Origin of the sequence: Streptomyces rishiriensis (assembly GCF_003112535.1) — a bacterium.
GTDB lineage: Bacteria > Actinomycetota > Actinomycetes > Streptomycetales > Streptomycetaceae > Streptomyces > Streptomyces rishiriensis.
On the sequence record NZ_BEWA01000009.1, the window covers coordinates 182,826 to 206,851 of the forward strand.

Genomic DNA, 24,026 nt, shown 5'->3' on the forward strand with positions numbered 1-24,026 from the left:
GGGGCCAAAGGGCAAATGAAGGGCACTGTTGGTGAACTCGGGGAGTTCGGGCTCATCAGGGAGCTCACCTCCCGCCTCACCACCACCCCCGCGGTCCGGGTCGGCCCCGGCGACGACGCCGCGGTGGTCGCCGCGCCCGACCGCAGGGTCGTGGCCAGCACCGACATCCTGCTGGAGGGCCGGCACTTCCGCCGCGACTGGTCGACCGCCTACGACGTGGGCCGCAAGGCCGCCGCGCAGAACCTCGCCGACATCGCCGCCATGGGCGCGGTGCCGACGGCCCTGCTGCTCGGCCTCGTCGTGCCCGCCGAACTGCCCGTGACGTGGCCGTCGGAGATGATGGACGGCCTGCGCGACGAGTGCCAGGTTGCGGGCGCCTCCGTGGTCGGCGGCGACGTCGTGCGGGGCGACACCATCATGGTGTCGATCACCGCGCTCGGCGATCTGCGCAACCAGGAGCCCGTCACCCGGGGCGGCGCCCAGCCCGGCGACCTCGTCGCCGTGACCGGCTGGCTCGGCTGGTCCGCCGCCGGGTACGCGGTCCTCTCCCGCGGCTTCCGCTCGCCCCGCGCCTTCGTGGAGGCCCACCGCCGCCCCGAGCCGCCCTACCATGCGGGCCCCGCGGCCGCCGCGCTCGGCGCGACGGCGATGTGCGACGTCAGCGACGGGCTGATCGCCGACCTCGGGCACATCGCCGAGGCCAGCAAGGTCCGCATCGACATCCGCTCGGGCGCCATAGACATCCCCACGCAGATGCACGACATCGGGCAGGCCGTCGGCGTCGACCCCATCCAGTGGGTGCTCACCGGGGGAGAGGACCACGCCATCGTGGCGACCTTCCCGCCCGACGTGAAACTCCCCGCCCGCTGGAAGGTGATCGGCGAGGTGCTCAACCCCTCCGCGCTGCCCCAGGTGACGGTCGACGGGGCGCCCTGGACCAGCAAGGGCGGCTGGGACCACTTCGGGGACATGGAGTCATGACCGCCCACGGGATCCCGCCCCGGGTGCTGACCGTGGCCGGCTCCGACTCCGGCGGCGGGGCCGGGATCCAGGCCGACCTGAAGACGATGCTCGCGCTCGGCGTGCACGGCATGAGCGTCGTCACCGCCGTCACCGCGCAGAACTCCCTCGGCGTGCAAGGGACTTGGGAACTGCCGGCGGAGGCGGTCCGCGCCCAGTACCGCAGCGTCGTCGACGACGTGGGCGTCCAGGCGGTCAAGACGGGCATGCTCTCCTCCGCCGAACTCGTCGAGACCGTAGCCGAGTTGCTCGCCGGGACGGACGCCCCCGTCGTCGTCGACCCGGTCGGCGCCTCCAAGCACGGCGACCCGCTGCTCGCGGCCTCCGCGCTGGACTCCGTGCGCACGAAACTGCTCCCGCTGGCCGCCGTCGCCACCCCGAACCTCGACGAGGTGGCCCGACTGACCGGCGTGCGGGTCGAGTCGGAGGAGCAGCTCAGGGACGCGGCGGCCGCGGTGCTGGCCCACGGACCGCGCTGGGCGCTGATCAAGGGCGGCCATCTGCCCGGCGACGCCGTGGACCTGCTGACCGACGGCGTCGAGGAGCACTGGCTGCGCGCCCCCCGGCACGACAACCGGCACACGCACGGCACCGGCTGCACCCTCGCGTCGGCGATCGCCGCCCAGCTCGCGAAGGGGCAGTCCGTGCCGGAGGCGGTGACGGCGGCGAAGAGCTACGTCACCGGAGCGATCGCCGCCGGGTTCGCACTCGGCGCGGGCATCGGTCCCGTGGACCACGGCTGGGCTCTCACCCGGGGTACTCCGGCAGCTTGATGTTCGTCGCCGCCTTCTCGGTGATCCGCTTGAAGAAGGACGCCATCGGGCGGGAGGCGAGCAGCCGGTCCACCGGTCCCGGCCGGTCCACGAACAGCCGCACGGCCGGATCCGGCGCCGACGGCGGTACCGCCGCCAACGCCTCACCGGACAGGGGCCCGGTGAGAGGGGGCGTGACCGGGACGAGCACAGCAAAAAGCCGGCCCACACAGGTGGACCGGCTCGTTGCAGCGAACCAGCAGTGGCCGCGCACGATGGGGTTCCCCCCAGCTCGAGCGGACTCGAGAGAAGGGGGATGTGCGTCAGCGCGAGACCTTGCCGGCCTTGATGCACGAGGTGCAAGCGTTCACGCGCTTCGGCGTCCCGCCGACCACGGTACGGACGCGCTGGATGTTCGGGTTCCAGCGACGGGACGTACGGCGGTGCGAAAACGAGATGTTGTTGCCGAAGCTCGGCCCCTTGCCACAGACGTCGCAGTTGGCAGCCACGGGTCACTCCAAAGACTTCAGATGCACTTACGGATGATCCCGGCATGCCGGAATCAGGATCTAGGATCTGAGTGGCGGTGCCAGGGGGACGGCCCGATGCGGATCGGGCAACCGGAGCAGCATACAACGGCTGCGCCGGTACAACGAAACTACCATGGCTGCTCAGGGGCCCGGCCCCCGCCCGGGGCGGCCCACGTCGGCTCCGGCCCGGCCCCGGCCCCGGCCCCGGCCCGCTTTCCGCCGGACGCCCGCCCGGGGTCTACGCTGCGTCCAGTCCAGCAGCCAGGGAGGCGCAGGTGGCGCAGGTGCCGCAGACATTCTTCGATGCTCTCGCGGTGCGCACCTGGTGCGGCCTCGCCCTCACGGCGCTGGGACGGGCGCGTGAGGAGATCGACGCGATCAACGTCTACCCGGTCGCGGACGGGGACACCGGCACCAACCTGTACCTGACCGTCGAGTCGGCGGCGACCGCCGTCGAGGCGGTGTTCGCCGGGTACGAGGCCGGTTCGGGCGCCGGTTCCGCGCCCGCCGGGAAGCCCGCCCTCGCCGACGCCGCCCACGCGATGGCGCACGGCGCGCTCATCGGGGCGCGCGGCAACTCGGGGACGATCCTGGCGCAGCTGCTGCGCGGCATGGCCCAGGTGCTCGCCGCCGAGGGTGAGGCCTCTCACACCGACGGCCGCGGACTGCGGCTGGCCCTCCGGCGCGCGGCCGACTCCGCCCGCCAGGCCGTCGCCCACCCCGTCGAGGGCACCGTCCTGTCGGTCGCCTCGGCCGCCGCGGACGCCGCCGAGACGGCGGCGGGAGCACAGGGCTCGGAGGGCGACTGCGGGATCGTCGCCCGGGCCGCCTACCAGGGAGCCTGCGCGGCGCTCGCCGCGACCCCGGGGCAGCTGGCCGTCCTGGAGCACGCCGGAGTCGTCGACGCGGGCGGCCGGGGACTGGTCGCGGTGCTCGCGGCGCTGGTGGAGACGTTCACCGGGGAGGCCCCCGGGTTCTCCGCGGTCGCGTCCGGGGGCCCCGCCCGCAAGGAGCGCGAGGAGACGGTCCCGGCCGACGGCGGCGAGGGCCCCGCCAAGGACTGCGGCGACGGACCGCGGGGCGCGAGCGGCCCCGCCTTCGAGGTGATCTACCTGCTGGAGGCCGAGGACGTCGCGGTGGGGCGGCTGCGGCAGCGGCTGGACGCCCTGGGCGACTCGCTCGTCGTGGTCGGCGGCGACGGCCTGTGGAACGTCCACGTGCATGTCGACGACGCGGGGGCCGCCGTGGAGGCCGGCGTCGACGCGGGCCGGCCCTACCGGATCCGCATCACGCACTTCGGCGCCGGCGACGCGCACACGCGCGGGAGCGAGCGTCCGCCCCGCGAGCGCGTCCAGCGCGCGGTCGTCGCCGTCGTGCCCGGCGAGGGGCTGGCCGGGCTCTACGCCGAGGCGGGCGCGACCACCGTGCTCGCGCGTCCCGGAGAGCCGCCCGCCAGCGGCGAGCTCGTCCAGGCCGTACGACGGGCCCACGCGCGCGAGGTCGTCCTGCTGCCCAACGACGCCGACCTGCGCCACACCGCCGCCGCGGCCGCCGAGCAGGCCCGCACGGAGGGCATCCGGGTCGCCCTGATCCCGACCCGCTCGGCGGTGCAGGGGATCGCCGCCCTCGCCGTCCACGAGCCGGACCGCCGCTTCGACGAGGACGTCGTCTCGATGACCTCGGCGGCCGGCGCGACCCGGCACGCCGAGGTCGTCGTGGCCGAGCGCCAGTCGTGGACCATGGCCGGCATCTGCCAGGCCGGCGACGTCCTCGGACTCGTCGACGGCGACGTCGCCGTCATCGGCTCCGACGTGACCGCCACCGCCGAGACCGTCCTGAGCCGCATGCTGTCGGCCGGCGGCGAACTCGTCACCCTCGTGCTGGGCGACGAGGCCCCCGAGGGCGTCGCCGAGCACCTGGAGGCACGGGTGCGGGAGGCGTACCTCGCGGTGGACACGGTGGTGTACCGGGGCGGCCGGCAGGGCGCACTGCTGCTGATCGGCGTGGAGTAGCCCCGCTCGCCAAGCTCGCCAAGCTCGCGGGGACAGGGGTCGTTCAGCGGTCCTTCTGCTCCTCCGCCACCTGCAGCAGCTGCTCCGCCTCGGCCCGCCGGGCCCGCGCAGTCTCGTCCTCGCCCTGTTCGCCCTGGCCGCCGCCGTGTCCACCGCGCTCGCCGGGTCCGTGCTCGCCGGGTCGGCCGTGGTCGGCGTCGGCGCCCGTCCCGGCGCGCGTCTGCGCGTCCGCGTAGGAGCGCAGCACCGCACGCGCGCGTGCCGCCGCCTCCGCCGGGCGTCCCAGGTCGCTCTCCAGCCAGCCGGCCGCCAGCTCCGCGCCGGTCCGGGCGTGCAAGGCGCTGTCGCCCAGGGCGACGAACACCGCGACGGCCTCGGCCATCTGGGAGAGCGCCTCGTCCAGAGCGGTCCGGATGGAGTCGTCGTCGGCGTCCTCGGCGGCGGAGCGGGCCAGCAGATCTCCGAACTGGCGGTGCGTGTCGCCCAGTTCGGCGACCAGCCGCCGGCGCGCCTCGTCGTCGCGCGCCGCGTCGAACGCGTCCGCGCACTCCTCCAGGGCGGCCGCCATCAGATCGCGTGCCGTGTCCGTGCCGTCCTCGGCGCGCGACGCCAGCCACGCGCGGGCCCGCAGCGAGCGCACCAGGCCGTGGACGTTGCCGAGATCGCGCCACAGTGCGCCCGCGCGCGCGTAGGCCCGGTCCGCCTCGGCGTGCAGGCCGGCCTGGCCGAGCGACTCGGCGGCCAGGTGCGCCAGGGTCGCGTGGTCGTGCTGTTCGGGCCAGTGCCGGGCGATCTCGGCGGCCTGCAGCCGCCGCTCGGCGGCGTCCCGGTGGTCGCCGAGCTCGCTGAGACAGTCGCCCAGCCACCACTGCGTCTGGACGACCGCGCCGTCGCCGTGGGTCTCGGCTCTCAGGTCGGCGAGCGCCGACTCCAGCACCTCCGCGGCCTCGGCCCAGCGGCCCTGACGCACCAGGTATCCGCCGAGCTGGTGGCGCGCCCACGCGCCGAACGTCGGGCCCATGCCCGCCTCGTCGGCCCAGTGCGCCGCCTCCAGGGCGTGCTCCGCGGCCTCGGCGGCCTCTCCCCGGCCTCCGACCACTTCGGCGAGCTGCAGATGCAGCTGAGCCCGCCCCACCGCCTCCAGGAACGGTCCGCCGTGCTCCAGCGCCGCCCGCAGCGCCCGCTCCGCCTCGACCATGTCGTCCAGCTGGTGGGCGAGACCGGCCAGCCGGGCCTCGTACTCCACGGCGAACCACGGCAGGCCCGCCGCGACGAACTCGCCGGCGGCCCGCGCGAACAGCTTCACGCCCTCCTCCGGATCCCCCGACCGCACCGCCAGTTCGGCGAGCATCGCGTGGCCCTCGGCGACCCGCGCGGCCAGGCGCACGTCGTCGCCCGCCCGGCCCTCCACCAGCGCCAGCAGCTCCCGCACGGCCGTCTCCGCCGCCGTCAGGACGGCGTCCTCCACCGGCCCCTCGGCCTCGTGGACGCGCCGCATCAGGATCCGGGCCCGCGCCATGAGCACGCCCGCCGCCTGCGGCACCTGCGTGCCGCCGTCGGCGTACAGCGCGAGCACGCGGTCGTAGGGGCCCGCCACCGCGGCGAGCGCCTCGTCGACCTCGCCGGCGAGCGCGCGGACGTAGGCGGCACGCGCGCGTGCCGCCAGGGCCTCGCCGGGGTCGCCCGCCCGCGCGTACAGCTCGGCCGCCCGCTCGAACCTCTCGGCGCCCTCCGGGCCGAGACCGATGGCCTCGTGGTCGGCGATCTCCGCGCGGTCACGCGTCCGCAGCTCCACGCCCTCCGAGCCCTCGGCCACCTCGGCGACCCGCGCCCATGCCTCGACGGCGTGCGGCTGGAGGGTGTCCGACAGCCGCCGGGCCTCGGCCAGCAGAGCCGCCAGCTCCGGCCCGCCGGACTCCCCGGCCGCGGCCGCAGCCGCGGCCGGGGCCTGCGCCGAGGGCGTCGACGCGGCCGCGGCGGACACCGGGCGCGCGGCCCGTACCCCCAGGGGCAGCCGCTCCACCAGGGGCCGCTGCGCCATCCGCGCGCGTGCCCGCTCGCTGACGTGCCGCGTGCCGTTGCGCTCGTCGAAGCGCGCGGCCAGCGCGAGGGCCTGCGCGCGCGCATGGTCCGCGAGTTCGCCGGCGGTCCACTCCCGGCCGGCCGGACCGGGCACCCGCTCACCGCCGAGCCCGAGCTCCGCCAGCCGCCCCATGAGCAGCACCACCACGCTCAGGAACTCCAGCCTGCTGCGCGGATGCCCCTCGTCGGTGAAGTACGCGGGCCGCTCCGCGAGCAGCTCCAGACCACGCGCCTCGTTGCCGGTCAGCGCGCAGAACTCGACGTGGTCGGCGTAGGCGCCGCGCATCGACTCCATGGGCCGCACCAGCCGGAAGCCGCGCAGATGGTGGGCGCGGGCCTCCTCCGGGCGGCCCAGCCGCAACAGCGGGACAAGGGACGAGGCGAGCACGGTGTGCGGCTCGTGCGCGCACGAGTACTCGCCCTCCAGGACCGGCGCCCACACCCTCAAAGCCTCGGCGTCCCGACCGCGCTCCGCCTCCCACCAGCCCTGCCCGTGCAGCTCGCACGCGTGGCAGTCGGCCATCGCGTCCCGGTCCGCGGCCAGCCAGGCGGCGAACGCCCGCTCGGCCCGCTCCACGTCCCCCACGTGCGCGGCGACGCTGAACTCGGCGCTGCGCACCGCCCGCTCGGAGTGCCCGGCGAGGCGGTAGCGGTGCTCCATCTCGCCGAGCCACTTCTCCACCGACGCCAGCGGCACGTGCGGCTGGTCGAGCATGCCCGCCGACATCCACTTGAAGACCCAGTGCAGCGAGTGCGTCTCGTCCGCGTCGAAGTCCTCGGGCCGCTCGTCCCACATGCGCAGCAGCCGCGCGAACGGGACGAACATCTTCGCCTTCTCGGAGCTGTAGTTGTAGACCTTCAGCTGGTGCCCGAGCGCCTCGATCACGGCCAGCGGGATCCTCAGCTTCTCGGCCTCCAGCAGCAGCTGCTCCGCGCGCGCGTTGCGGGCCGGCCCCTCCGGCTGCTCACCGTTCTCCGCCATCGCCCGGCGCAGGGAGTCAAAGTCCGTGATCTCACTCATCGTCGGCCGCCCGTCCCTCGGTCGGCTCCCGATGGGCCGACTCCCCGTGTGTGGCCCATTCCAGAAGGCCGATGAACGCCCGGTTCAGCAGCGCCGAGTCCGCCGGGCGCAGGGGCCGCTGCGCCATCAGCAGCGCCTGCCCGTACAAGGACTCCGTGGCCGTGCCGATCAGCTCGGGATCGTGCAGCGAACCGATCCGCCGGATCAGCGGGTTGAGATGGTTGAGCACCAGACGCGCGCGCGGGGCGCTCCCGCGCAGCGAGCCCAGGATGCCCGCCCACAGGTCGTCGGCCTGCTCCTCGGCCTGCGCGCGTGCCTGCTCGTGCCGGGCCGCCCGGTCGTCGAGATGCAGCGCGGGCACCGACAGCGGGTGGAAGGCCCGCAGGACGACGTCGCAGCCCAGCGGGTGCAGCCTCGCCCGCGCGGCCGCCAGGAAGCCCGCCAGCGCCAGCTCGTCGGCCGGGTCGACGCCGTCCAGGTGGGCGGTCACGGTGTCCGCGTCCAGCTCGGCGACCACGGTCCCCGGCCGCACCGAGGGCAGCGCCTCCACCAGCTCGCCGTCGTACGTGTAACCGCCGTTGACCACCCCGACGCCCTGCGCGGACGCGATCGGCGCGACCTGCCGGTACTCCTCCACGGTCCGGGTGAAGTGCACCACCGGGTGGCGCTGCGCGAACTCCTCCAGCGACAGCCGTCCGTCGGTGGTCTCGAAGGGCAGCCACGGCAGCATCGTGCGCAGCATCTCCCGGTCGTGCCGCGCCAGGGACTTCACGCCCAGGTGGTGCACCGCCAGGAAGGCGGCGAGCCGCTCCGGGTCCCCGGCGGCCAGTCCCGTCAGCCAGGACCGGATCCGTCCGCCGAGCGCCTCGCGCACCGCGGCCAGCGTCTCGTCCTCGTACAGCGACTCCCGCGAGGCCGTCGGGCGCAGGCTGTCGGTGTCCAGGACGCAGCGCACGAAGAACGCCCAGTCGGGCAGCAGCTGTTCGCCGCGCTCGGTCAGCAGCATGCCCTTGAGGTGCACCCGGTGGCCGCCGCGCTGCGCCGGGCTGACCGCCGACGGCAGCACGTACGCCACCCCGCGGATCCCCGCCAGCGGCACGTCCAGCTCGATCGCGTCCAGCGGGGTGAAGCCGAACAGCTCGTGACAGTGCCGGGCCAGCGCGACCCGCCGGTCGGCGGGGGAGGGGTACGGGCGGTCCCAGGCCGCGGGCAGATCGGTGACCGCCTCGTCGCCGACCCGCACGTCGTAGGGCAGCAGCGACCCGAAGTCGCGGGCCAGCGCCAGCACCCGCGGCTCGGCGAGCCACTCCCCGGCGCCGGCCCGTGCCACCAGATGGACGGTGGTGCCCGGCTCGGGACGCTCCTCGTGCGGCAGCGTCCGCACGGTGTACGAGCCGTCGTCGCGCGCCGTCCACTCCACGGGCGGCGCGTCCGGTGTACGGGCGCTGCGGCTGACCACCCGGATGCGCTCGGCGACCACGAAACAGGCCAGCAGCCCGATGCCGAACTGCCCGAGGAAGTCCGAACGGACGTCCTGCAGTCCCTCGGCGCGCTTGGAACTGCGCCCGATCGTGGCCAGCAGGCTGTGCACGTCGGCCTCGGTGAGCCCGACGCCCGAGTCCTCCACCCGCAGCCCGCCGTCCGCGGCGGACAGCCGCACCCGCGCCGGGGCGTCGGGCTCCTCGGCCCGCCGGGCGGTGATGGCGTCCACCGCGTTCTGCAACAGCTCGCGCAGGTAGACCTTGGGACTGGAGTAGAGGTGATGGGACAGCAGGTCCACCAGGCCACGCAGGTCGACCTGGAACGTATGAGGCTGCTGGGATGACTGGGATGACTGTGAGGTCTGGGAGTCCATCGCTGCAGCGCCGCGGGCTGGGGAAGGAGCACGGCGCGGGGTCGGGCGGTCCCGGTGGGGCGGTGACCGCGGATGATGGCCGGAGCGCGCCATCCTAGGGCCCGAACGAGCCGCCTGACCAGGGGTTTCGGGACACCTGTGCGGCAATGTCAGTGCCGTGGTGTGCAATGGATCTCGTGCCCGCGCTGAATGAACCACTGGAACGACCGCTGAAGTCAGTGCTCGGCCCCGCCACCGCGAAGGTGATGGCCGAGCACCTCGGCCTGCACACCGTCGGCGACCTCCTGCACCACTACCCCCGCAGATACGAGGAGCGCGGCCAGCTCACGCACCTCGCCGACCTCCCCATGGACGAGCACGTCACCGTGGTCGCCCAGGTCGCCGACGCCCGGCTGCACAGCTTCGCCTCCGCCAAGGCCCCCCGGGGCAAGGGCCAGCGCCTCGAGGTGACCATCACCGACGGCAGCGGCCGCCTCCAGCTGGTCTTCTTCGGCAGCGGCGTGCACAAGCCCCACAAGGAGCTCCTGCCCGGCACGCGCGCGATGTTCTCGGGCAAGGTCTCGGTCTTCAACCGCCGTCTCCAACTGGCCCACCCGGCCTACGAGCTGCTGCGCGCCGACGCCGAGGAGTCCGTCGAGAGCTGGGCCGGCGCCCTCATCCCGCTCTACCCGGCCACCGCCAAGATGGAGTCCTGGAAGATCGGCAAGGCGGTCCAGACCGTCCTGCCCGACGCGCAGGACGCCGTCGACCCCCTCCCGGACTCCCTGCGCGAGGGCCGCGGCCTGGTCTCCCTCCCCGAGGCCCTGCTGAAGATCCACCGCCCGCACACCAAGGCCGACATCGCCGACGCCCGCGCCCGCCTGAAGTGGGACGAGGCGTTCGTCCTCCAGGTGGCCCTGGCCCGCCGCCGGCACACCGACGCCCAACTCCCGGCCGTTCCCCGCGAGGCCGCCCCCGACGGCCTCCTCACGGCCTTCGACGCCCGCCTCCCCTTCACCCTCACCGAGGGCCAGCAGAAGGTCTCCAGGGAGATCTTCGACGACCTGGCGACGGACCATCCGATGCACCGGCTGCTCCAGGGGGAGGTGGGTTCGGGCAAGACCCTGGTCGCCCTGCGCGCCATGCTCGCCGTGGTCGACGCCGGCGGACAGGCCGCCCTGCTCGCGCCCACCGAGGTCCTCGCCCAGCAGCACCACCGCTCCGTCGTCGAGATGATGGGCGACCTCGCCGAGGGCGGCATGCTCGGCGGATCCGAGCGTGCCACCAAGGTCGTGCTGCTGACCGGCTCGATGGGCACGGCCGCCCGCCGCCAGGCCCTGCTCGACCTGGTCACCGGGGAGGCCGGCATCGTGATCGGCACGCACGCGCTGATCGAGGACAAGGTCCAGTTCCACGACCTGGGCCTGGTCGTGGTCGACGAGCAGCACCGCTTCGGCGTCGAACAGCGCGACGCCCTGCGCGGCAAGGGCAAACAGCCCCCGCACCTGCTCGTCATGACGGCCACGCCCATCCCGCGCACCGTCGCCATGACCGTCTTCGGCGACCTGGAGACCTCCGTCCTCGACCAGCTCCCGGCCGGCCGCTCGCCCATCGCCAGCCATGTCGTCCCGGCCGCCGACAAACCCCACTTCCTGGCGCGCGCGTGGGAGCGCGTGCGCGAGGAGGTGGCAGGCGGCCACCAGGCCTACGTCGTCTGCCCGCGCATCGGGGACGACGGCGACGAAGCGGACGACGCCAAGAAGGCCGGCCGGAAGAAGTCCGCCGAGGACGAGGCGGAGAAGCGCCCGCCGCTCGCGGTCCTGGAGGTGGCCGAGCAGCTGGCGAAGGGCCCGCTGAGCGGGCTGACCGTGGAAGTGCTGCACGGCCGGATGCACCCCGACGACAAGGACGCCGTGATGCGCCGCTTCGCCGCCGGGGACACCGACGTCCTGGTCGCCACGACCGTCATCGAGGTCGGCGTCAACGTCCCCAACGCCACCGCGATGGTGATCATGGACGCCGACCGCTTCGGCGTCTCCCAGCTCCACCAGCTGCGCGGCCGGGTGGGCCGTGGCTCGGCCCCGGGCCTGTGCCTCCTGGTCAGCGAGATGCCGGAGGCGAGCGCGGCCCGGCAGCGGCTCACCGCCGTCGCCACCACCCTCGACGGCTTCGAGCTCTCCCGCATCGACCTCGAACAGCGCCGCGAGGGCGACGTCCTCGGCCAGGCCCAGTCCGGCGCCCGCACCTCGCTGCGCGTCCTCGCGGTGATCGAGGACGAGGAGGTCATCGCGGAGGCCCGTCAGGAGGCGGTGGCGGTGGTCGCGGCGGACCCGGAGCTCAGCGCCTACCCGGGCCTGCGGACGGCCCTGGACGCCCTGCTGGACGAGGAGAGGGAACAGTACCTGGACAAGGGCTGAGCGGCGGCGGCCGCCGAAGGGCACGGAGGCGTCCCCTCTCGGCCTGACAGACTGGACCCGTAACCGTTGGACCCGTGACCGCTGCCGAACAAGGACCCGAGATGACCCGCGTGATCGCTGGCGCAGCAGGCGGACGTCGCCTGGCCGTCCCGCCGGGGACCGGCACCCGTCCCACCTCCGACCGCGCCCGCGAAGGTCTCTTCTCCACCTGGCAGTCGCTCCTCGGCGGCCCCCTGGCCGGCGAGCGGGTCCTCGACCTGTACGCCGGCTCCGGCGCCGTCGGCCTGGAGGCCCTCTCCCGCGGCGCGAGCCACACCCTCCTGGTCGAGGCCGACGCCCGCGCGGCCCGCACGATCCGGGAGAACGTGAAGGCCCTCGGCCTGCCCGGCGCCGAGGTCCGCGCGGGCAGGGCCCGGCAGGTCGTCCAGGACCAGCCCGGCGCTCCGTACGACCTCGCCTTCCTCGACCCCCCGTACGCCGTCTCCGACGACGATCTTCGCGAGATTCTGCTCACACTCCGCTCGAAGGGGTGGCTAGCGGCCGATGCCCTCGTCACCGTGGAGCGCAGCACCAGAGGCGGGGAGTTCCACTGGCCGGACGGCTTCGAGGCGCTCCGGGCCCGTCGTTACGGCGAGGGAACGTTTTGGTACGGTCGCGCCGCCTCTACGTGCGAAGACGCGCGATGACCGGACCGGAGAGCGAGGGAACACCAGTGCGCCGTGCCGTCTGTCCCGGGTCGTTCGACCCGATCACCAACGGACACCTCGACATCATTTCCCGCGCCTCCCGTCTGTACGACGAGGTCTATGTCGCGGTCATGATCAACAAGTCGAAGAAGGGCCTGTTCGAGATCGACGAGCGGCTCGACCTGATCCGCCGGGTCACGGCCGAGTACGGCAACGTCCGGGTCGAGGCCTTCCACGGCCTCCTCGTCGACTTCTGCAAGCAGCGCGAGATCCCGGCCATCGTCAAGGGGCTGCGCGCGGTCAGCGACTTCGACTACGAGCTGCAGATGGCCCAGATGAACAACGGCCTCTCGGGCGTCGAGACGCTGTTCGTGCCGACCAACCCCACCTACAGCTTCCTCTCCTCCTCCCTGGTCAAGGAGGTCGCCACCTGGGGCGGCGACGTCTCCCACCTGGTGCCCCCGCTGGTCCTCGAGGCGCTCGGCGAGCGCCTCGCGCGGGACTGACGTCGGACGGGGGCTCCTGACGGCCCGTCATCCGGTGTCCGGCGGAGACCCCGTGGCCGTACAGTCGTCCCGTCCGTCTCCAACCCAGCTGTAGAGAGTGGCGAGCAACCGGTGGACGTGCAGAAGAAGCTCGACGAGATCGTCACGGCGGTCTCCAGTGCCCGGTCGATGCCGATGTCGGCCTCGTGCGTGGTCAACCGCGCGGACCTGCTCGCCCTGCTCGAAGAGGTGCGCGCGGCCCTGCCCGACTCGCTGGCCCAGGCCGAGGAGCTGATCGGCGGCCGGGAGCAGATGGTCGAGCAGGCCCGCCAGGAGGCCGAGCGGATCATCTCCACCGCACACGCCGAACGCGGCTCCCTGATCTCCGACACCGAGATCGCCCGCCGCTCCCAGGCCGAGGCCGACCGCATCCTCGCCGAGGCCCGCAAGGAGGCCGAGGAGGTCCGCGCCGAGGCCGACGACTACGTCGACTCCAAGCTCGCGAACTTCGAGGTCGTCCTCACCAAGACGCTGGGCTCCGTCGGCCGGGGCCGCGAGAAGCTCCTCGGCACCGGCCCGGGCGTCGACGAGAACGGCTACGAGGACGAGGACGCCCCCGAGCGCAGCCACGACCCCGCGACCCTGCGTCGGGACGCCGACGCCTACGTCGACACCAAGCTGGGCGCCTTCGAGGCGGTCCTCGCCAAGACCCTGGAGGCGGTCGGCCGCGGCCGCCAGAAGCTGCACGGCCGCATCGCCACGGACGACCTGGGCGCCCTCGCCGGCGACACGACGACCTTCCAGCACTCCTCCGACGCCGACTACCTCGCCGACCTGACCGCCCTCGCGGAGCAGGACGCGAACGCCGGACAGCCCGTCCGGCAGCCGTACGAACAGCAGGAAGCCCAGCCGGTCTACGGCTACCAGCAGGGGGCCGACGGCTACCCGCAGCCGGCGGACCCCTACGGCGGCGGCTACCCGCAGCAGGAGCAGCAGGCCTACGGCGGGCAGGACCCCTACGGCTACCAGCAGGCGGACCCCTACGCGTACGGCTACGACAGCGGGCAGGCCTCCTACGACCCCCACCAGGTCGTCCAGCAGGCCCAGCAGCAGCCGCAGCAGCAGGCCCAGCAGGGGTACGCCCTGGACGAGACCAGCCTCTTCGACACCGGCATGATCAGTGCCGAGCAGCTGCGCGCGTACGAGCAGGAGCGCGGCCTGTAGGAACGTCGTCGCGCCCACCCGATTGGGCTGTGGACGAAAGGTTTAGTATCCTGGCTCTTCGGTCGCGTGTGCGCTTTGCTGACTTCGTATGCGCCCGCGATCACCGCTGTCCGCAGCACCGAGGGCAGCGGCCCTCACCGAGTTCGAAGATCGAAAGCAGGAATGGCCCTGAACGCCCGCCTCGACCACCGCAACCCTCTCGTGTTCGACACACACGAGCTGGGGCGGCGTCCTGGCGCGCTGCAGCGCCTGACCCGCGAGATCGACGCTCCCAAGGATCTCGGGATCCTGGATGTCATCGGCGTGCCGGAAGGCGCTCCGGTGGAGCTCGAACTCCGACTCGAGTCGGTCATGGAAGGTGTGCTCGTCACAGGCACCGCCCGTGCACAGGCCGAGGGGGAGTGCGTAAGGTGTCTGGAGCCGCTCGAGCTTGATCTCGAAGCGGAGTTCCAGGAGATGTTCTCGTACCCTGACGCCGACGACCGGGGCCGTGTGAAAGCGGAGCCGGCCGACGACGCCGAGGAAGACGAGGACAGGCTCTTTCTCGAGGACGGCCTGTTCGACCTCGAACCCGTGCTGCGTGATGCGGTGGTGCTCGCACTGCCGATGCAGCCGGTGTGCCAGGACGACTGCCCCGGCCTGTGCTCCCAGTGCGGAGCCCGGCTGGCGGACGACCCGGGGCACAACCATGACGCCACCGACATCCGTTGGGCGGCACTGCAGGGACTCGCCGGTTCACTCGAAGACGGCGAGAAGGACGAGATGAGCGGCGGCGTGCCTCGATCAGCGCCCGCCGACGAGAAGCAGGAGAAGTAGCCGTGGCTGTTCCGAAGCGGAAGATGTCGCGCAGCAACACGCGCCACCGCCGGTCGCAGTGGAAGGCTGCGGTCCCCACCCTGGTTGCGTGCGAGCGCTGCCACGAGCCCAAGCTGCAGCACATCGCGTGCCCGTCTTGCGGCACCTACAACAAGCGCCAGGTCCTCGAGGTCTGAGCGGCTGGTGAGAGGCTCCATGTCTGACGCCAAGGCGGACACGACCGCCAAGAAAAAGGCGGACACCACAGCCTCGTCCCACACGCTTCTGGAAGGGCGGCTCGGCTATCAGCTCGAGTCCGCCCTTCTGGTGCGTGCGCTGACCCACCGTTCCTACGCGTACGAGAACGGCGGTCTGCCGACGAACGAGCGGCTGGAGTTCCTCGGGGACTCCGTGCTCGGCCTCGTCGTCACGGACACGCTGTACCGCACCCACCCCGACCTGCCCGAAGGCCAACTGGCCAAGCTTCGGGCCGCGGTGGTCAACTCGCGCGCGCTGGCGGAGGTCGGCCGTGGCCTCGACCTGGGCTCCTTCATCCGGCTGGGCCGGGGCGAAGAGGGCACGGGCGGCCGGGACAAGGCGTCCATCCTCGCCGACACCCTGGAAGCGGTGATCGGCGCGGTCTATCTCGACCAGGGCCTCGAAGCGGCCTCCGAACTGGTGCACCGCCTGTTCGACCCGCTGATCGAGAAGTCCTCGAACCTCGGCGCCGGCCTGGACTGGAAGACCAGTCTCCAGGAACTCACCGCGACCGAAGGGCTCGGCGTCCCCGAGTACCTGGTCACGGAGACCGGCCCCGATCACGAGAAGACCTTCACTGCTGCCGCCCGCGTCGGAGGCGTCTCGTACGGCACCGGCACCGGCCGCAGCAAGAAGGAGGCGGAGCAGCAGGCCGCCGAGTCCGCGTGGCGGTCCATCCGGGCCGCTGCGGACGAGCGCGCCACGGCGGAGCAGACGGCCCAGGCCGTCCGGGCCGCCGACGGCAGCACGCCGGACCCCGAGTCCGCCTCCGCCTGAGGAACGCCGCAACAGCGGCACAGTAGTACAGCAGTACGAGACGAACGCCCGCCCCCGCAGGGAGGCGGGCGTTCCGTACGGGGGATCCCATGCCCGAGTTGCCCGAGGTCGAGGTCGTCCGGCGCGGTCTGGAGCGGTGGGTCGCCCACCGCACGGTCGCCGACGCCGAAGTGCTGCATCCGCGCGCCGTGCGCCGGCACATCGCCGGGGCCGACGACTTCGCGCAGCGCCTCAAGGGTCATCGCGTCGGAACCCCCAGCCGGCGCGGCAAGTATCTGTGGCTGCCGCTGGAGGACACCCGCCTGGCGGTCCTGGCCCACCTCGGCATGAGCGGTCAGCTCCTGGTCCAGCCGCACGAGGCGCCCGACGAGAAGCATCTGCGCGTCCGGGTGCGCTTCGCCGACGAGGTGGACACCGAACTGCGCTTCGTGGACCAGCGCACCTTCGGCGGCCTGTCCCTGCACGACACCGGCCCCGACGGGCTGCCGGACGTCATCGCGCACATCGCCCGTGACCCCCTCGACCCGCAGTTCGACGACGAGGCGTTCCACCAGGCCCTGCGGCGCAAGCGCACCACCGTCAAGCGGGCCCTGCTCGACCAGTCGCTGATCAGCGGCGTCGGCAACATCTACGCTGACGAGGCGCTGTGGCGGGCCCGTCTGCACTACGACCGCCCGACCGGGAATCTCACCCGGCCGCGTACGCGCGAACTCCTCGGCCATGTCCGGGACGTGATGAACGCGGCGCTGGCCGTCGGCGGCACCAGCTTCGACAGCCTGTACGTCAACGTCAACGGCGAATCCGGCTACTTCGACCGGTCCCTGGACGCCTACGGGCGCGAGGGGCTGCCGTGCAAGCGGTGCGGAACGCCCATGCGCCGACGCCCGTGGATGAACCGGTCCAGCTACTTCTGCCCGAAGTGTCAGACGCCGCCGCGCATACCGTCGTAACGCTCGCGGGCGGCGAGGACGTCGTCCATCCGCCCTTCGAGATGGTGGATCAGGCTGAGCAGGCGTTCGGCCACCTCGCGCCCGAGCGGGGTCAGTTCGTAGTCCACGCGGGGCGGGTTGGTGGGCTGTGCCTCGCGGTGCACCAGCCCGTCCCGCTCCAGCGCGTGCAGCGTCTGGGACAGCATCTTCTCGCTCACGCCGTCCACCCGGCGACGCAGCTCGTTGAACCGGAGCGAGCCCTCGTACAGTGCGCCGAGCGTGAGCCCGCCCCAGCGGCCGGTGATGTGCTCCAGAGTGCCGCGCGAGGGGCAGGCCTTGGCGAACACGTTGAACGGGAGGTCGCGGTCCTCCGCGCTCACCTCGGTGATGGTCATACCAAGAGCGTACTCCAAGGCAGCGCTAACCGGCAGGTTGCACTAACTATCGGTTAGTGCTTTCCTTCAGATATCGTCGTTGAGCTGCACCGCAGCTCCGCCCATGAGGAGTGTGCATGTCCCCCTCTGTCGTCCCCGCTGCCCTCGTCGTCCCTGTCGTCTCGGTCGCCTACCACTCCGGCTACGGCCACACCGCCGTCCTCGCCGAGGCCGTGCGCGCGGGAGCCGTGGAGGCCGGCGCCGAGGTGCACCTGATCAAGGTCGACGAGATCACCGAGGAGCAGTGGACCCGGCTCGACGGCTCGGACGCGATCGTCTTCGGCTCGCCCACCTACATGGGCACCGCGTCGGGCGCGTTCCACGCCTTCGCCGAGGCGACCTCCGCCCGCTGGGCCACCCAGGCCTGGAAGGACAAGCTGGCCGCCGGGTTCACCAACTCCGGCTCGAAGAGCGGCGACAAGCTGCACACGCTGCAGTTCTTCCAGATCCTGGCCGCGCAGCTCGGCATGCACTGGGTCAACCTCGGTCTGCTGCCCGGCTGGAACAGCTCCACCGGCTCCGAGAACGACCTCAACCGCCTCGGCGTGTTCCTCGGCGCGGCCGCGCAGACCAACGTCGACGAGGGCCCGGACGCCGTGCACAAGGCCGACGTCGCGACGGCGGAACACCTGGGCCGCAGGGTCGCCGAGACGGCGAGGGTCTTCCTGGCCGGCCTCGCCCAGACTGCTTGATCGTTTCTGCGCGAGCCGGCGGGAGCGGGTCTCAGTAGCCGAAGTCCTGCGTCCACCAAGGGCCGCCGGGGCCGAGGTGGACGCCGACGCCGAGGGTCTTGAAGTCGCAGTTCAGGATGTTCGCCTTGTGGCCGGGGCTGTTCATCCAGGCGGCCATGACCGCGGCCGCGTCGGCCTGGCCGCGGGCTATGTTCTCGCCGCCGAGGTCGGATATGCCGGCCTTGGCCGCCCGGTCCCAGGGGGTCGCCCCGTCCGGGTCGGTGTGGTCGAAGAAGCCGCGTGCGGCCATGTCGTCGCTGAACTTCTCGGCGAGGTCCGACAGCGCACTGTTCGCCGAGAGGGCGCTGCAGCCGACCTTGGCCCGCTCCTCGTTGACGAGGCTCAGCACCTCGGCCGCGGCCTGCGTCTCGGCCGAGACCGTCACCGGCGTCTCGGCCCGCTGCGGTGCCTTGGTGGCCGTCTTCGACCTGGACGGCGTGCTCTGCGGCCCCTTCGCCGGCTTCGAGCGCGTGGCCCGCGGCTTCTCGGTGGCCACCTTGCTCGGCGAGGCCGAGACCGAGGCCGAGGCCGACGGTGCGGAGGTGGAGGTGGAGGGGGACGGGGAGACCGAGGAGGCGGACGGCGAAGCGGCCCGGCCGGCGTCACGACTGGTCGACGCGGCGCCGCGGTCGGACTCGGCGGAGCCGGACGTGCCGCCCTGCTCGGCGGCCGAGTTGGTCGGCGAGCCCGCGGCCTGCACCTTGTCGGCGGGGCCGTTGCCGCCGCCGAGCCGGTAGCTGTCGAGACCCGGCACCACGCCCGTGGCCACCGCGACGGTGCCCAGGGCGACCGCCGCGGACACGCCGAGCAGGCCCGTCCTCACCGGTGTGACGACCCTCTTCCTGCGACGGCGGCCCGAGCCGTCCCGGCCCTCGCCCGGGCGCGGGGCCCTGCCGCCGGGAGCGAAGCCGCCGCCCGGGAACACGGCGGTGTCGGCGCGCGCGTGCTCGTCGTCCATGGCGAAGAGGTACTCCTGGCTCCGGGCCACGGAGTCGGCGTAGGCCTCGGGGTTCAGATACGGCGCGATGCCCCTCGTGGGGCGGTCGCCGGCGTAGCGGTCCTGCGGGGTGTGACCGTCCGCGTGCGAGCCGTGCGTCTGTGTGACCCCCGTGGCGCGGCTCGTGGCGGCGCGGCCGGCGGCGGAGCGTCGGTGGCGTCCCATGTCCTTGCCTTCCTCGTTCAAGCGGTGTTTCCCCACGGTCGGCCGGGGCTCGGGGCGTCGCGCGCCTCCTGCTCCCTCTGGTCGACCGGACTCACCCGATCGAGTGAGTTTCAGCTGAGAATCATTGGGTGGGGACGGTACCCCATGGCGCTGGGGGAGGAAGTGCCCGGAGAGACTTCGCCCGGCTAGGTTGCAGTCATGAGCGAGGATGTACGGCTGGTCGCCTGGGTGCGCGGACACGTCCAAGGCGTGGGATTCCGCTGGTTCACGCGGGCGAAGGCCTTGGAGATCGGCGGCCTGAGTGGTTTTGCTCTCAATTTGGCCGACGGGCGGGTCCAGGTGGTCGCCGAGGGCGGCCGAGAGGGCTGTGAGGGACTGCTCGGCTGGCTCCTCGGTGACGACACGCCCGGACGCGTCGAGGGCGTCACCGAGATATGGGACACACCACGCGGCGGCTACGACGGCTTCGCCATCCGCTGAGCAAGGTGCGTGAGGCGGCCCCGCGGAAGCGGCGGAACGTGCCGCCGGCACCTGCCGGAAGGGGAAAGGGGCAGGTGGTTGCCAAGAATCGCTTGCAGTGGCAGGCTCCGCAGGCAAGGATGATCGCCACGCCTCCAGGGCCCCGCAGGAGCCGCAGCGCCGCCGTGACGGCCGCGCGCCACCGGGATGCCCGCCAATACGGGGCGTGATCGTGTTGACCGTCAAACTTTTTGGTGAGACGCTGAAAGCACCCCGCGCACCTCAGCTGTTTGGCATGGATGAACAGCAGGATGAACAAGATCCCGCCAAGCACCGCGGGTGCGAATCCCTCACGACCCACACCGCTTCGGTCGGTCACTCATTGTGGAGGACCATCCATCATGGCAAAGGCGCTTCTCGGTTACGTCGGCGGCTCCGACCCGCGACTCCTCGCCGAGATGCGACGGCTCCAGCAGCGTGTACAGGATCTGGAATCCGAGCTCGGACGGATCCAGGCCGAGAACGACGCACTGACGGCTGCCGCTTCTCACGAATCGCTTATGGAGAGCATCGACGCACGCCAGGCGGAGCCTGCACTCACCTGATCGCTGCACCGCTGTACAACGGCATCGCAGTGGTCGGGCGGCACACATCAACCGCGTCGGACCGCTAAGTTGTCAGAGTTTGCAAGGGACGCCGCTCAGGCGTCCCTTCTTCCTTTCCTGCCGCCCCGGTGGCCCCCGCTGTTGGTTCCCCCACGCACCCTTTCAGTCTCTTAACGTTTGGTGTGCCCTGCGCGTTCACAGGTGAAACCGCGGGTTCATGGAGTGAGACACCCCCGGAAGGTAGAGTCCAGCGCCGTGCACCTCAAGGCCCTGACCCTCAGGGGGTTCAAGTCGTTCGCCTCGGCGACCACGCTCCGGTTCGAACCGGGTATCACCTGCGTCGTCGGTCCGAACGGCTCGGGCAAGTCCAACGTGGTCGACGCGCTCAGCTGGGTCATGGGGGAGCAGGGCGCCAAGTCGCTGCGCGGCGGCAAGATGGAGGACGTCATCTTCGCCGGCACCACCGGGCGCCCCCCGCTGGGCCGCGCCGAGGTGTCCCTGACCATCGACAACTCCGACGGGGCGCTGCCCATCGAGTACGCCGAGGTCACCATCACGCGGATCATGTTCCGCAACGGCGGCAGCGAGTACCAGATCAACGGCGACACCTGCCGCCTGCTCGACATCCAGGACCTGCTGTCCGACTCCGGCATCGGCCGCGAGATGCACGTCATCGTCGGCCAGGGCCAGCTCGACTCCGTCCTGCACGCCGATCCCATGGGCCGCCGCGCCTTCATCGAGGAGGCCGCGGGCGTCCTGAAGCACCGCAAGCGCAAGGAGAAGGCGCTGCGCAAGCTGGACGCGATGCAGGCCAACCTCGCGCGCGTGCAGGACCTCACCGACGAACTGCGGCGTCAGCTCAAGCCCCTCGGCCGCCAGGCGGCCGTCGCCCGCCGCGCCGCCGTGATCCAGGCCGACCTGCGCGACGCCCGGCTGCGCCTCCTCGCCGACGACCTCGTACGGCTGCGGGAGGCCCTGCGCGGCGAGATCGCCGACGAGGCCGCCCTGAAGGAGCGCAAGGAGGCCGCCGAGCAGGAGTTGCGCAAGGCGCTGCAGCGCGAGGCCCTCCTGGAGGACGAGGTCCGCCGGCTGACGCCACGGGTGCAGCGCGCCCAGCAGACCTGGTACGAGCTGTCCCAGCTCGCCGAACGCGTCCGCGGCACGATCTCGCTCGCCGACGCGCGCGTGAAGAGCGCCACCTCGGCGCCCCCCGAGGAGCGGCGCGGCCGCGACCCCGAGGACATGGAGCGTGAGGCCGCCCGGGTCCGTGAGCAGGAGGCCGAGCTGGAGGCCGCCCTCGAAGCGGCCCGGCACGCCCTGGACGACACCGTCTCCCACCGTTGCGACCTGGAGCGGGAGCTCGCCGTCGAGGAACGCCGGCTGAAGGACGTGGCCCGGTCCATCGCCGACCGCCGCGAGGGGCTGGCCCGGCTGAACGGGCAGGTCAACGCCGCCCGCTCGCGTGCCGCCTCCGCCCAGGCCGAGATCGACCGGCTGGCCGCCGCCCGCGACGAGGCACAGGAACGCGCCGTCGCCGCGCAGGAGGAGTACGAGACGCTGAGGGCGGAGGTCGACGGCCTCGACGCCGGCGATCACGAACTGGGCGAGCGGCACGAGACGGCCAGGCGGCAGCTCGCCGAGGCGGAGGCCGCCCACACCGCGGCCCGGGAGGCGACCACGGCGGCCGAACGCAGCCGCGCCGCGACCCAGGCCCGGCGCGACGCCCTGGCGCTCGGGCTGCGGCGCAAGGACGGCACCGGTGCGCTGCTCGGCGCACAGGACCGCCTGAACGGTCTGCTCGGTCCGGCCGCCGAACTCCTCACGGTGACTTCCGGATACGAGGTCGCCCTCGCGGCGGCTTTCGGGGCGGCGGCGGACGCGATCGCGGTGACGACGCCCGCGTCGGCGGCCGACGCGATCCGCCTGCTGCGCAAGCAGGACGCGGGCCGCGCCGCGCTGCTGCTGAGCGGCGCGCCGGAGGAGCCGTCCGGGGAACAGCGCGGCGACGGGCCGCCCGGCGCCGCCGACCTCGTGCGGGGTCCCGCCGAGCTGATGCCCGCCGTGCGCAGGCTGCTGCGCGGGATCGTCGTCGTCGGCACGCTGGAGGACGCCGAGGAGCTCGTCTACGGCCGTCCCGATCTCGTCGCCGTCACGGCCGAGGGCGATCTGCTGGGGGCGCACTTCGCGCACGGCGGGTCGGCCGGGGCGCCCAGTCTGCTGGAAGTGCAGGCGTCGGTCGACGAGGCCGCCGCCGAGCTGGAGGAGCTGGCGGTGCGGTGCGAGCGGCTGGCGCGGGCGCAGAGCGCGGCCGGGGAGCGGCGCAAGGAGTGCGCCGCGCTCGTCGAGGAGCTGGGGGAGCGGCGGCGGGCGGCCGACCGGGAGAAGTCGGCCGTGGCCCAGCAGCTCGGGCGGCTGGCGGGACAGGCGCGGGGCGCCGCCGGAGAGGCCGAACGGTCCACGGCGGCCGCGGCGCGGGCGCAGGAGGCGCTGGACCGGGCCGTCGAGGAGGCGGAGGAACTGGCCGAACGGCTGGCCGTCGCCGAGGAGATGCCGGTCGAGGAGGAGCCCGACACCTCCGTGCGGGACCGGCTCGCGGCGGACGGGGCGAACGCCCGGCAGACCGAGATGGAGGCGCGGCTGCAGGTCCGCACCCACGAGGAGCGGGTCAAGGGGCTGGCCGGGCGGGCCGACTCCCTGGACCGGGCCGCGCGCACGGAACGCGAGGCACGCGCGCGTGCCGAGCAGCGGCGGGCGCGGCTGCGGCACGAGGCCGCCGTCGCGGAAGCCGTGGCCGCCGGCGCCCGGCAGCTGCTCGCCCACGTCGAGGTGTCCCTCGGGCGCGCCGAGCAGGAGCGCGTCGCGGCCGACGCGGCGAAGGCGCGCCGGGAGCAGGAGCTGGCCGCCGCCCGCACCGCGGGGCGCGATCTGAAGGCGGAACTCGACAAGTTGACGGATTCAGTTCACCGGGGCGAGGTACTAGGAGCCGAGAAACGGCTGCGGATCGAGCAGCTGGAGACCAAGGCTCTGGAGGAGCTCGGTGTCGAACCGGCGGCGCTCGTGTCGGAGTACGGTCCGCATCAGCCGGTGCCGCCCTCGCCCCCCGCCGAGGGCGAGGAGCTGCCGGAGGATCCGGAGCACCCGCGCAACCGGCCGAGGTCGTTCGTCCGGGCGGATCAGGAGAAGCGGCTCAGGGCCGCCGAGCGCGCGTACCAGCAGCTCGGCAAGGTCAACCCGCTCGCCCTGGAGGAGTTCTCCGCCCTGGAGGAGCGTCACCAGTTCCTCAGCGAGCAGCTGGAGGACCTCAAGAAGACCCGTACCGACCTGCTGCAGGTGGTCAGGGAGGTCGACGAGCGCGTCGAGCAGGTCTTCTCCGAGGCCTTCCGGGACACCGCGCGCGAGTTCGAGGGGGTGTTCGGCCGGCTGTTCCCTGGCGGGGAGGGACGGTTGATCCTGACCGACCCCGACAACATGCTCACCACGGGCGTCGACGTCGAGGCACGGCCTCCCGGAAAGAAGGTCAAGCGGCTGAGCCTGCTGTCCGGCGGCGAGCGCTCGCTGACCGCCGTCGCCATGCTGGTGTCGATCTTCAAGGCCCGGCCCAGCCCGTTCTACGTGATGGATGAGGTCGAGGCGGCCCTCGACGACACCAACCTGCAGCGGCTGATCCGGATCATGCAGGAGCTGCAGGAGGCCTCGCAGCTCATCGTGATCACCCACCAGAAGCGCACGATGGAGGTCGCCGACGCGCTGTACGGCGTGTCCATGCAGGGTGACGGCGTGTCGAAGGTGATCAGCCAGCGGTTGCGCTGACGA

The 24,026-nt window shown here is 72.9% G+C and carries 21 protein-coding genes; 15 read left to right on the plus strand and 6 right to left on the minus strand.

Features of this window, described 5'->3' with window-relative positions; genetic code table 11:
• The first annotated feature begins 15 nt into the window (after nucleotides 1-15).
• Nucleotides 16-981, plus strand: coding sequence for a thiamine-phosphate kinase (locus Sri02f_RS16880; protein ID WP_109002125.1), 966 nt, complete (start codon nucleotides 16-18; stop codon nucleotides 979-981).
• Nucleotides 978-1,793 carry a bifunctional hydroxymethylpyrimidine kinase/phosphomethylpyrimidine kinase gene (gene thiD, locus Sri02f_RS16885; protein ID WP_109002126.1) on the plus strand — a complete coding sequence of 272 codons (816 nt, stop codon included), beginning with the start codon at nucleotides 978-980 and terminating at the stop codon, nucleotides 1,791-1,793. The genes Sri02f_RS16880 and thiD overlap by 4 nt, the downstream gene beginning before the upstream one ends.
• Here thiD and Sri02f_RS16890 read toward each other — a convergent pair.
• Entirely contained in the window at nucleotides 1,768-1,983 is a 216-nt protein-coding gene (locus Sri02f_RS16890; protein WP_109002127.1) for a hypothetical protein, read from the minus strand. The two genes, thiD and Sri02f_RS16890, sit on opposite strands and share 26 nt — an antisense overlap.
• Nucleotides 1,984-2,095: 112 nt before the next feature.
• A complete protein-coding gene (gene rpmB, locus Sri02f_RS16895; RefSeq protein WP_079041368.1) occupies nucleotides 2,096-2,281 on the minus strand; it encodes a 50S ribosomal protein L28 in 186 nt (61 codons plus the stop codon).
• Between the two features lie 296 nt (nucleotides 2,282-2,577).
• Here rpmB and fakA point away from each other — a divergent pair, with 296 nt between their 5' ends.
• Nucleotides 2,578-4,314, plus strand: a complete 1,737-nt coding sequence (fakA, locus tag Sri02f_RS16900) for a DAK2 domain-containing protein (protein WP_109002128.1) — start codon at nucleotides 2,578-2,580, stop codon at nucleotides 4,312-4,314.
• Nucleotides 4,315-4,357: 43 nt separating this feature from the next.
• On the opposite strand, the gene Sri02f_RS16905 is transcribed toward fakA, so the two are convergent.
• Nucleotides 4,358-7,417: a hypothetical protein gene (locus Sri02f_RS16905; protein ID WP_109002129.1), complete on the minus strand. Its 3,060-nt coding sequence runs from the start codon at nucleotides 7,415-7,417 to the stop codon at nucleotides 4,358-4,360.
• On the minus strand, nucleotides 7,410-9,272 hold the full coding sequence (locus Sri02f_RS16910; RefSeq protein ID WP_109002130.1) for an HSP90 family protein: 1,863 nt from the start codon (nucleotides 9,270-9,272) through the stop codon (nucleotides 7,410-7,412). The genes Sri02f_RS16905 and Sri02f_RS16910 overlap by 8 nt, the downstream gene beginning before the upstream one ends.
• Before the next feature lie 167 nt (nucleotides 9,273-9,439).
• Here Sri02f_RS16910 and recG point away from each other — a divergent pair, with 167 nt between their 5' ends.
• The 8 genes from recG to mutM all read left to right on the plus strand — a co-directional run bounded on the left by recG (nucleotide 9,440) and on the right by mutM (nucleotide 16,843).
• On the plus strand, nucleotides 9,440-11,668 hold the full coding sequence (gene recG / locus Sri02f_RS16915; protein ID WP_109002131.1) for an ATP-dependent DNA helicase RecG: 2,229 nt from the start codon (nucleotides 9,440-9,442) through the stop codon (nucleotides 11,666-11,668).
• A gap of 101 nt (nucleotides 11,669-11,769) precedes the next feature.
• Nucleotides 11,770-12,354, plus strand: coding sequence for a 16S rRNA (guanine(966)-N(2))-methyltransferase RsmD (gene rsmD, locus Sri02f_RS16920; RefSeq protein ID WP_109002132.1), 585 nt, complete (start codon nucleotides 11,770-11,772; stop codon nucleotides 12,352-12,354).
• A gap of 26 nt (nucleotides 12,355-12,380) precedes the next feature.
• Nucleotides 12,381-12,860, plus strand: a complete 480-nt coding sequence (coaD, locus tag Sri02f_RS16925) for a pantetheine-phosphate adenylyltransferase (RefSeq protein WP_218029877.1) — start codon at nucleotides 12,381-12,383, stop codon at nucleotides 12,858-12,860.
• Between the two features lie 111 nt (nucleotides 12,861-12,971).
• A complete protein-coding gene (locus Sri02f_RS16930; RefSeq protein WP_109002134.1) occupies nucleotides 12,972-14,063 on the plus strand; it encodes a F0F1 ATP synthase subunit B in 1,092 nt (363 codons plus the stop codon).
• A 162-nt stretch (nucleotides 14,064-14,225) separates the two neighbouring features.
• Complete coding sequence (locus tag Sri02f_RS16935; protein ID WP_109002135.1) at nucleotides 14,226-14,879, plus strand: YceD family protein; 654 nt, start codon at nucleotides 14,226-14,228, stop codon at nucleotides 14,877-14,879.
• 2 nt (nucleotides 14,880-14,881) lie between these two features.
• Complete coding sequence (gene rpmF / locus Sri02f_RS16940; RefSeq protein ID WP_007493396.1) at nucleotides 14,882-15,055, plus strand: 50S ribosomal protein L32; 174 nt, start codon at nucleotides 14,882-14,884, stop codon at nucleotides 15,053-15,055.
• 19 nt (nucleotides 15,056-15,074) lie between these two features.
• Nucleotides 15,075-15,893 carry a ribonuclease III gene (gene rnc / locus Sri02f_RS16945; protein ID WP_109002136.1) on the plus strand — a complete coding sequence of 273 codons (819 nt, stop codon included), beginning with the start codon at nucleotides 15,075-15,077 and terminating at the stop codon, nucleotides 15,891-15,893.
• 89 nt (nucleotides 15,894-15,982) lie between these two features.
• Nucleotides 15,983-16,843 (plus strand): bifunctional DNA-formamidopyrimidine glycosylase/DNA-(apurinic or apyrimidinic site) lyase, encoded by an 861-nt coding sequence (mutM, locus tag Sri02f_RS16950; RefSeq protein WP_109002137.1) that lies wholly within the window; start codon nucleotides 15,983-15,985, stop codon nucleotides 16,841-16,843.
• On the opposite strand, the gene Sri02f_RS16955 is transcribed toward mutM, so the two are convergent.
• Nucleotides 16,816-17,217: a winged helix-turn-helix transcriptional regulator gene (locus Sri02f_RS16955; RefSeq protein WP_109002138.1), complete on the minus strand. Its 402-nt coding sequence runs from the start codon at nucleotides 17,215-17,217 to the stop codon at nucleotides 16,816-16,818. The two genes, mutM and Sri02f_RS16955, sit on opposite strands and share 28 nt — an antisense overlap.
• 116 nt (nucleotides 17,218-17,333) lie before the next feature.
• Here Sri02f_RS16955 and Sri02f_RS16960 point away from each other — a divergent pair, with 116 nt between their 5' ends.
• Nucleotides 17,334-17,948 (plus strand): flavodoxin family protein, encoded by a 615-nt coding sequence (locus Sri02f_RS16960; protein ID WP_109002139.1) that lies wholly within the window; start codon nucleotides 17,334-17,336, stop codon nucleotides 17,946-17,948.
• 31 nt (nucleotides 17,949-17,979) lie between these two features.
• Here Sri02f_RS16960 and Sri02f_RS16965 read toward each other — a convergent pair whose 3' ends face one another.
• Nucleotides 17,980-19,149: a CAP domain-containing protein gene (locus Sri02f_RS16965; protein WP_109002247.1), complete on the minus strand. Its 1,170-nt coding sequence runs from the start codon at nucleotides 19,147-19,149 to the stop codon at nucleotides 17,980-17,982.
• 198 nt (nucleotides 19,150-19,347) lie between these two features.
• On the opposite strand from Sri02f_RS16965, the gene Sri02f_RS16970 reads away from it, so the two are divergent.
• The 3 genes from Sri02f_RS16970 (at nucleotide 19,348) to smc (ending at nucleotide 24,023) form a co-directional block, all read left to right on the plus strand.
• Nucleotides 19,348-19,629: an acylphosphatase gene (locus Sri02f_RS16970; protein WP_109002140.1), complete on the plus strand. Its 282-nt coding sequence runs from the start codon at nucleotides 19,348-19,350 to the stop codon at nucleotides 19,627-19,629.
• A gap of 380 nt (nucleotides 19,630-20,009) precedes the next feature.
• Complete coding sequence (locus tag Sri02f_RS16975) at nucleotides 20,010-20,213, plus strand: hypothetical protein (protein ID WP_109002141.1); 204 nt, start codon at nucleotides 20,010-20,012, stop codon at nucleotides 20,211-20,213.
• Between the two features lie 255 nt (nucleotides 20,214-20,468).
• On the plus strand, nucleotides 20,469-24,023 hold the full coding sequence (gene smc, locus Sri02f_RS16980; protein ID WP_109002142.1) for a chromosome segregation protein SMC: 3,555 nt from the start codon (nucleotides 20,469-20,471) through the stop codon (nucleotides 24,021-24,023).
• Nucleotides 24,024-24,026: the final 3 nt, after the last annotated feature.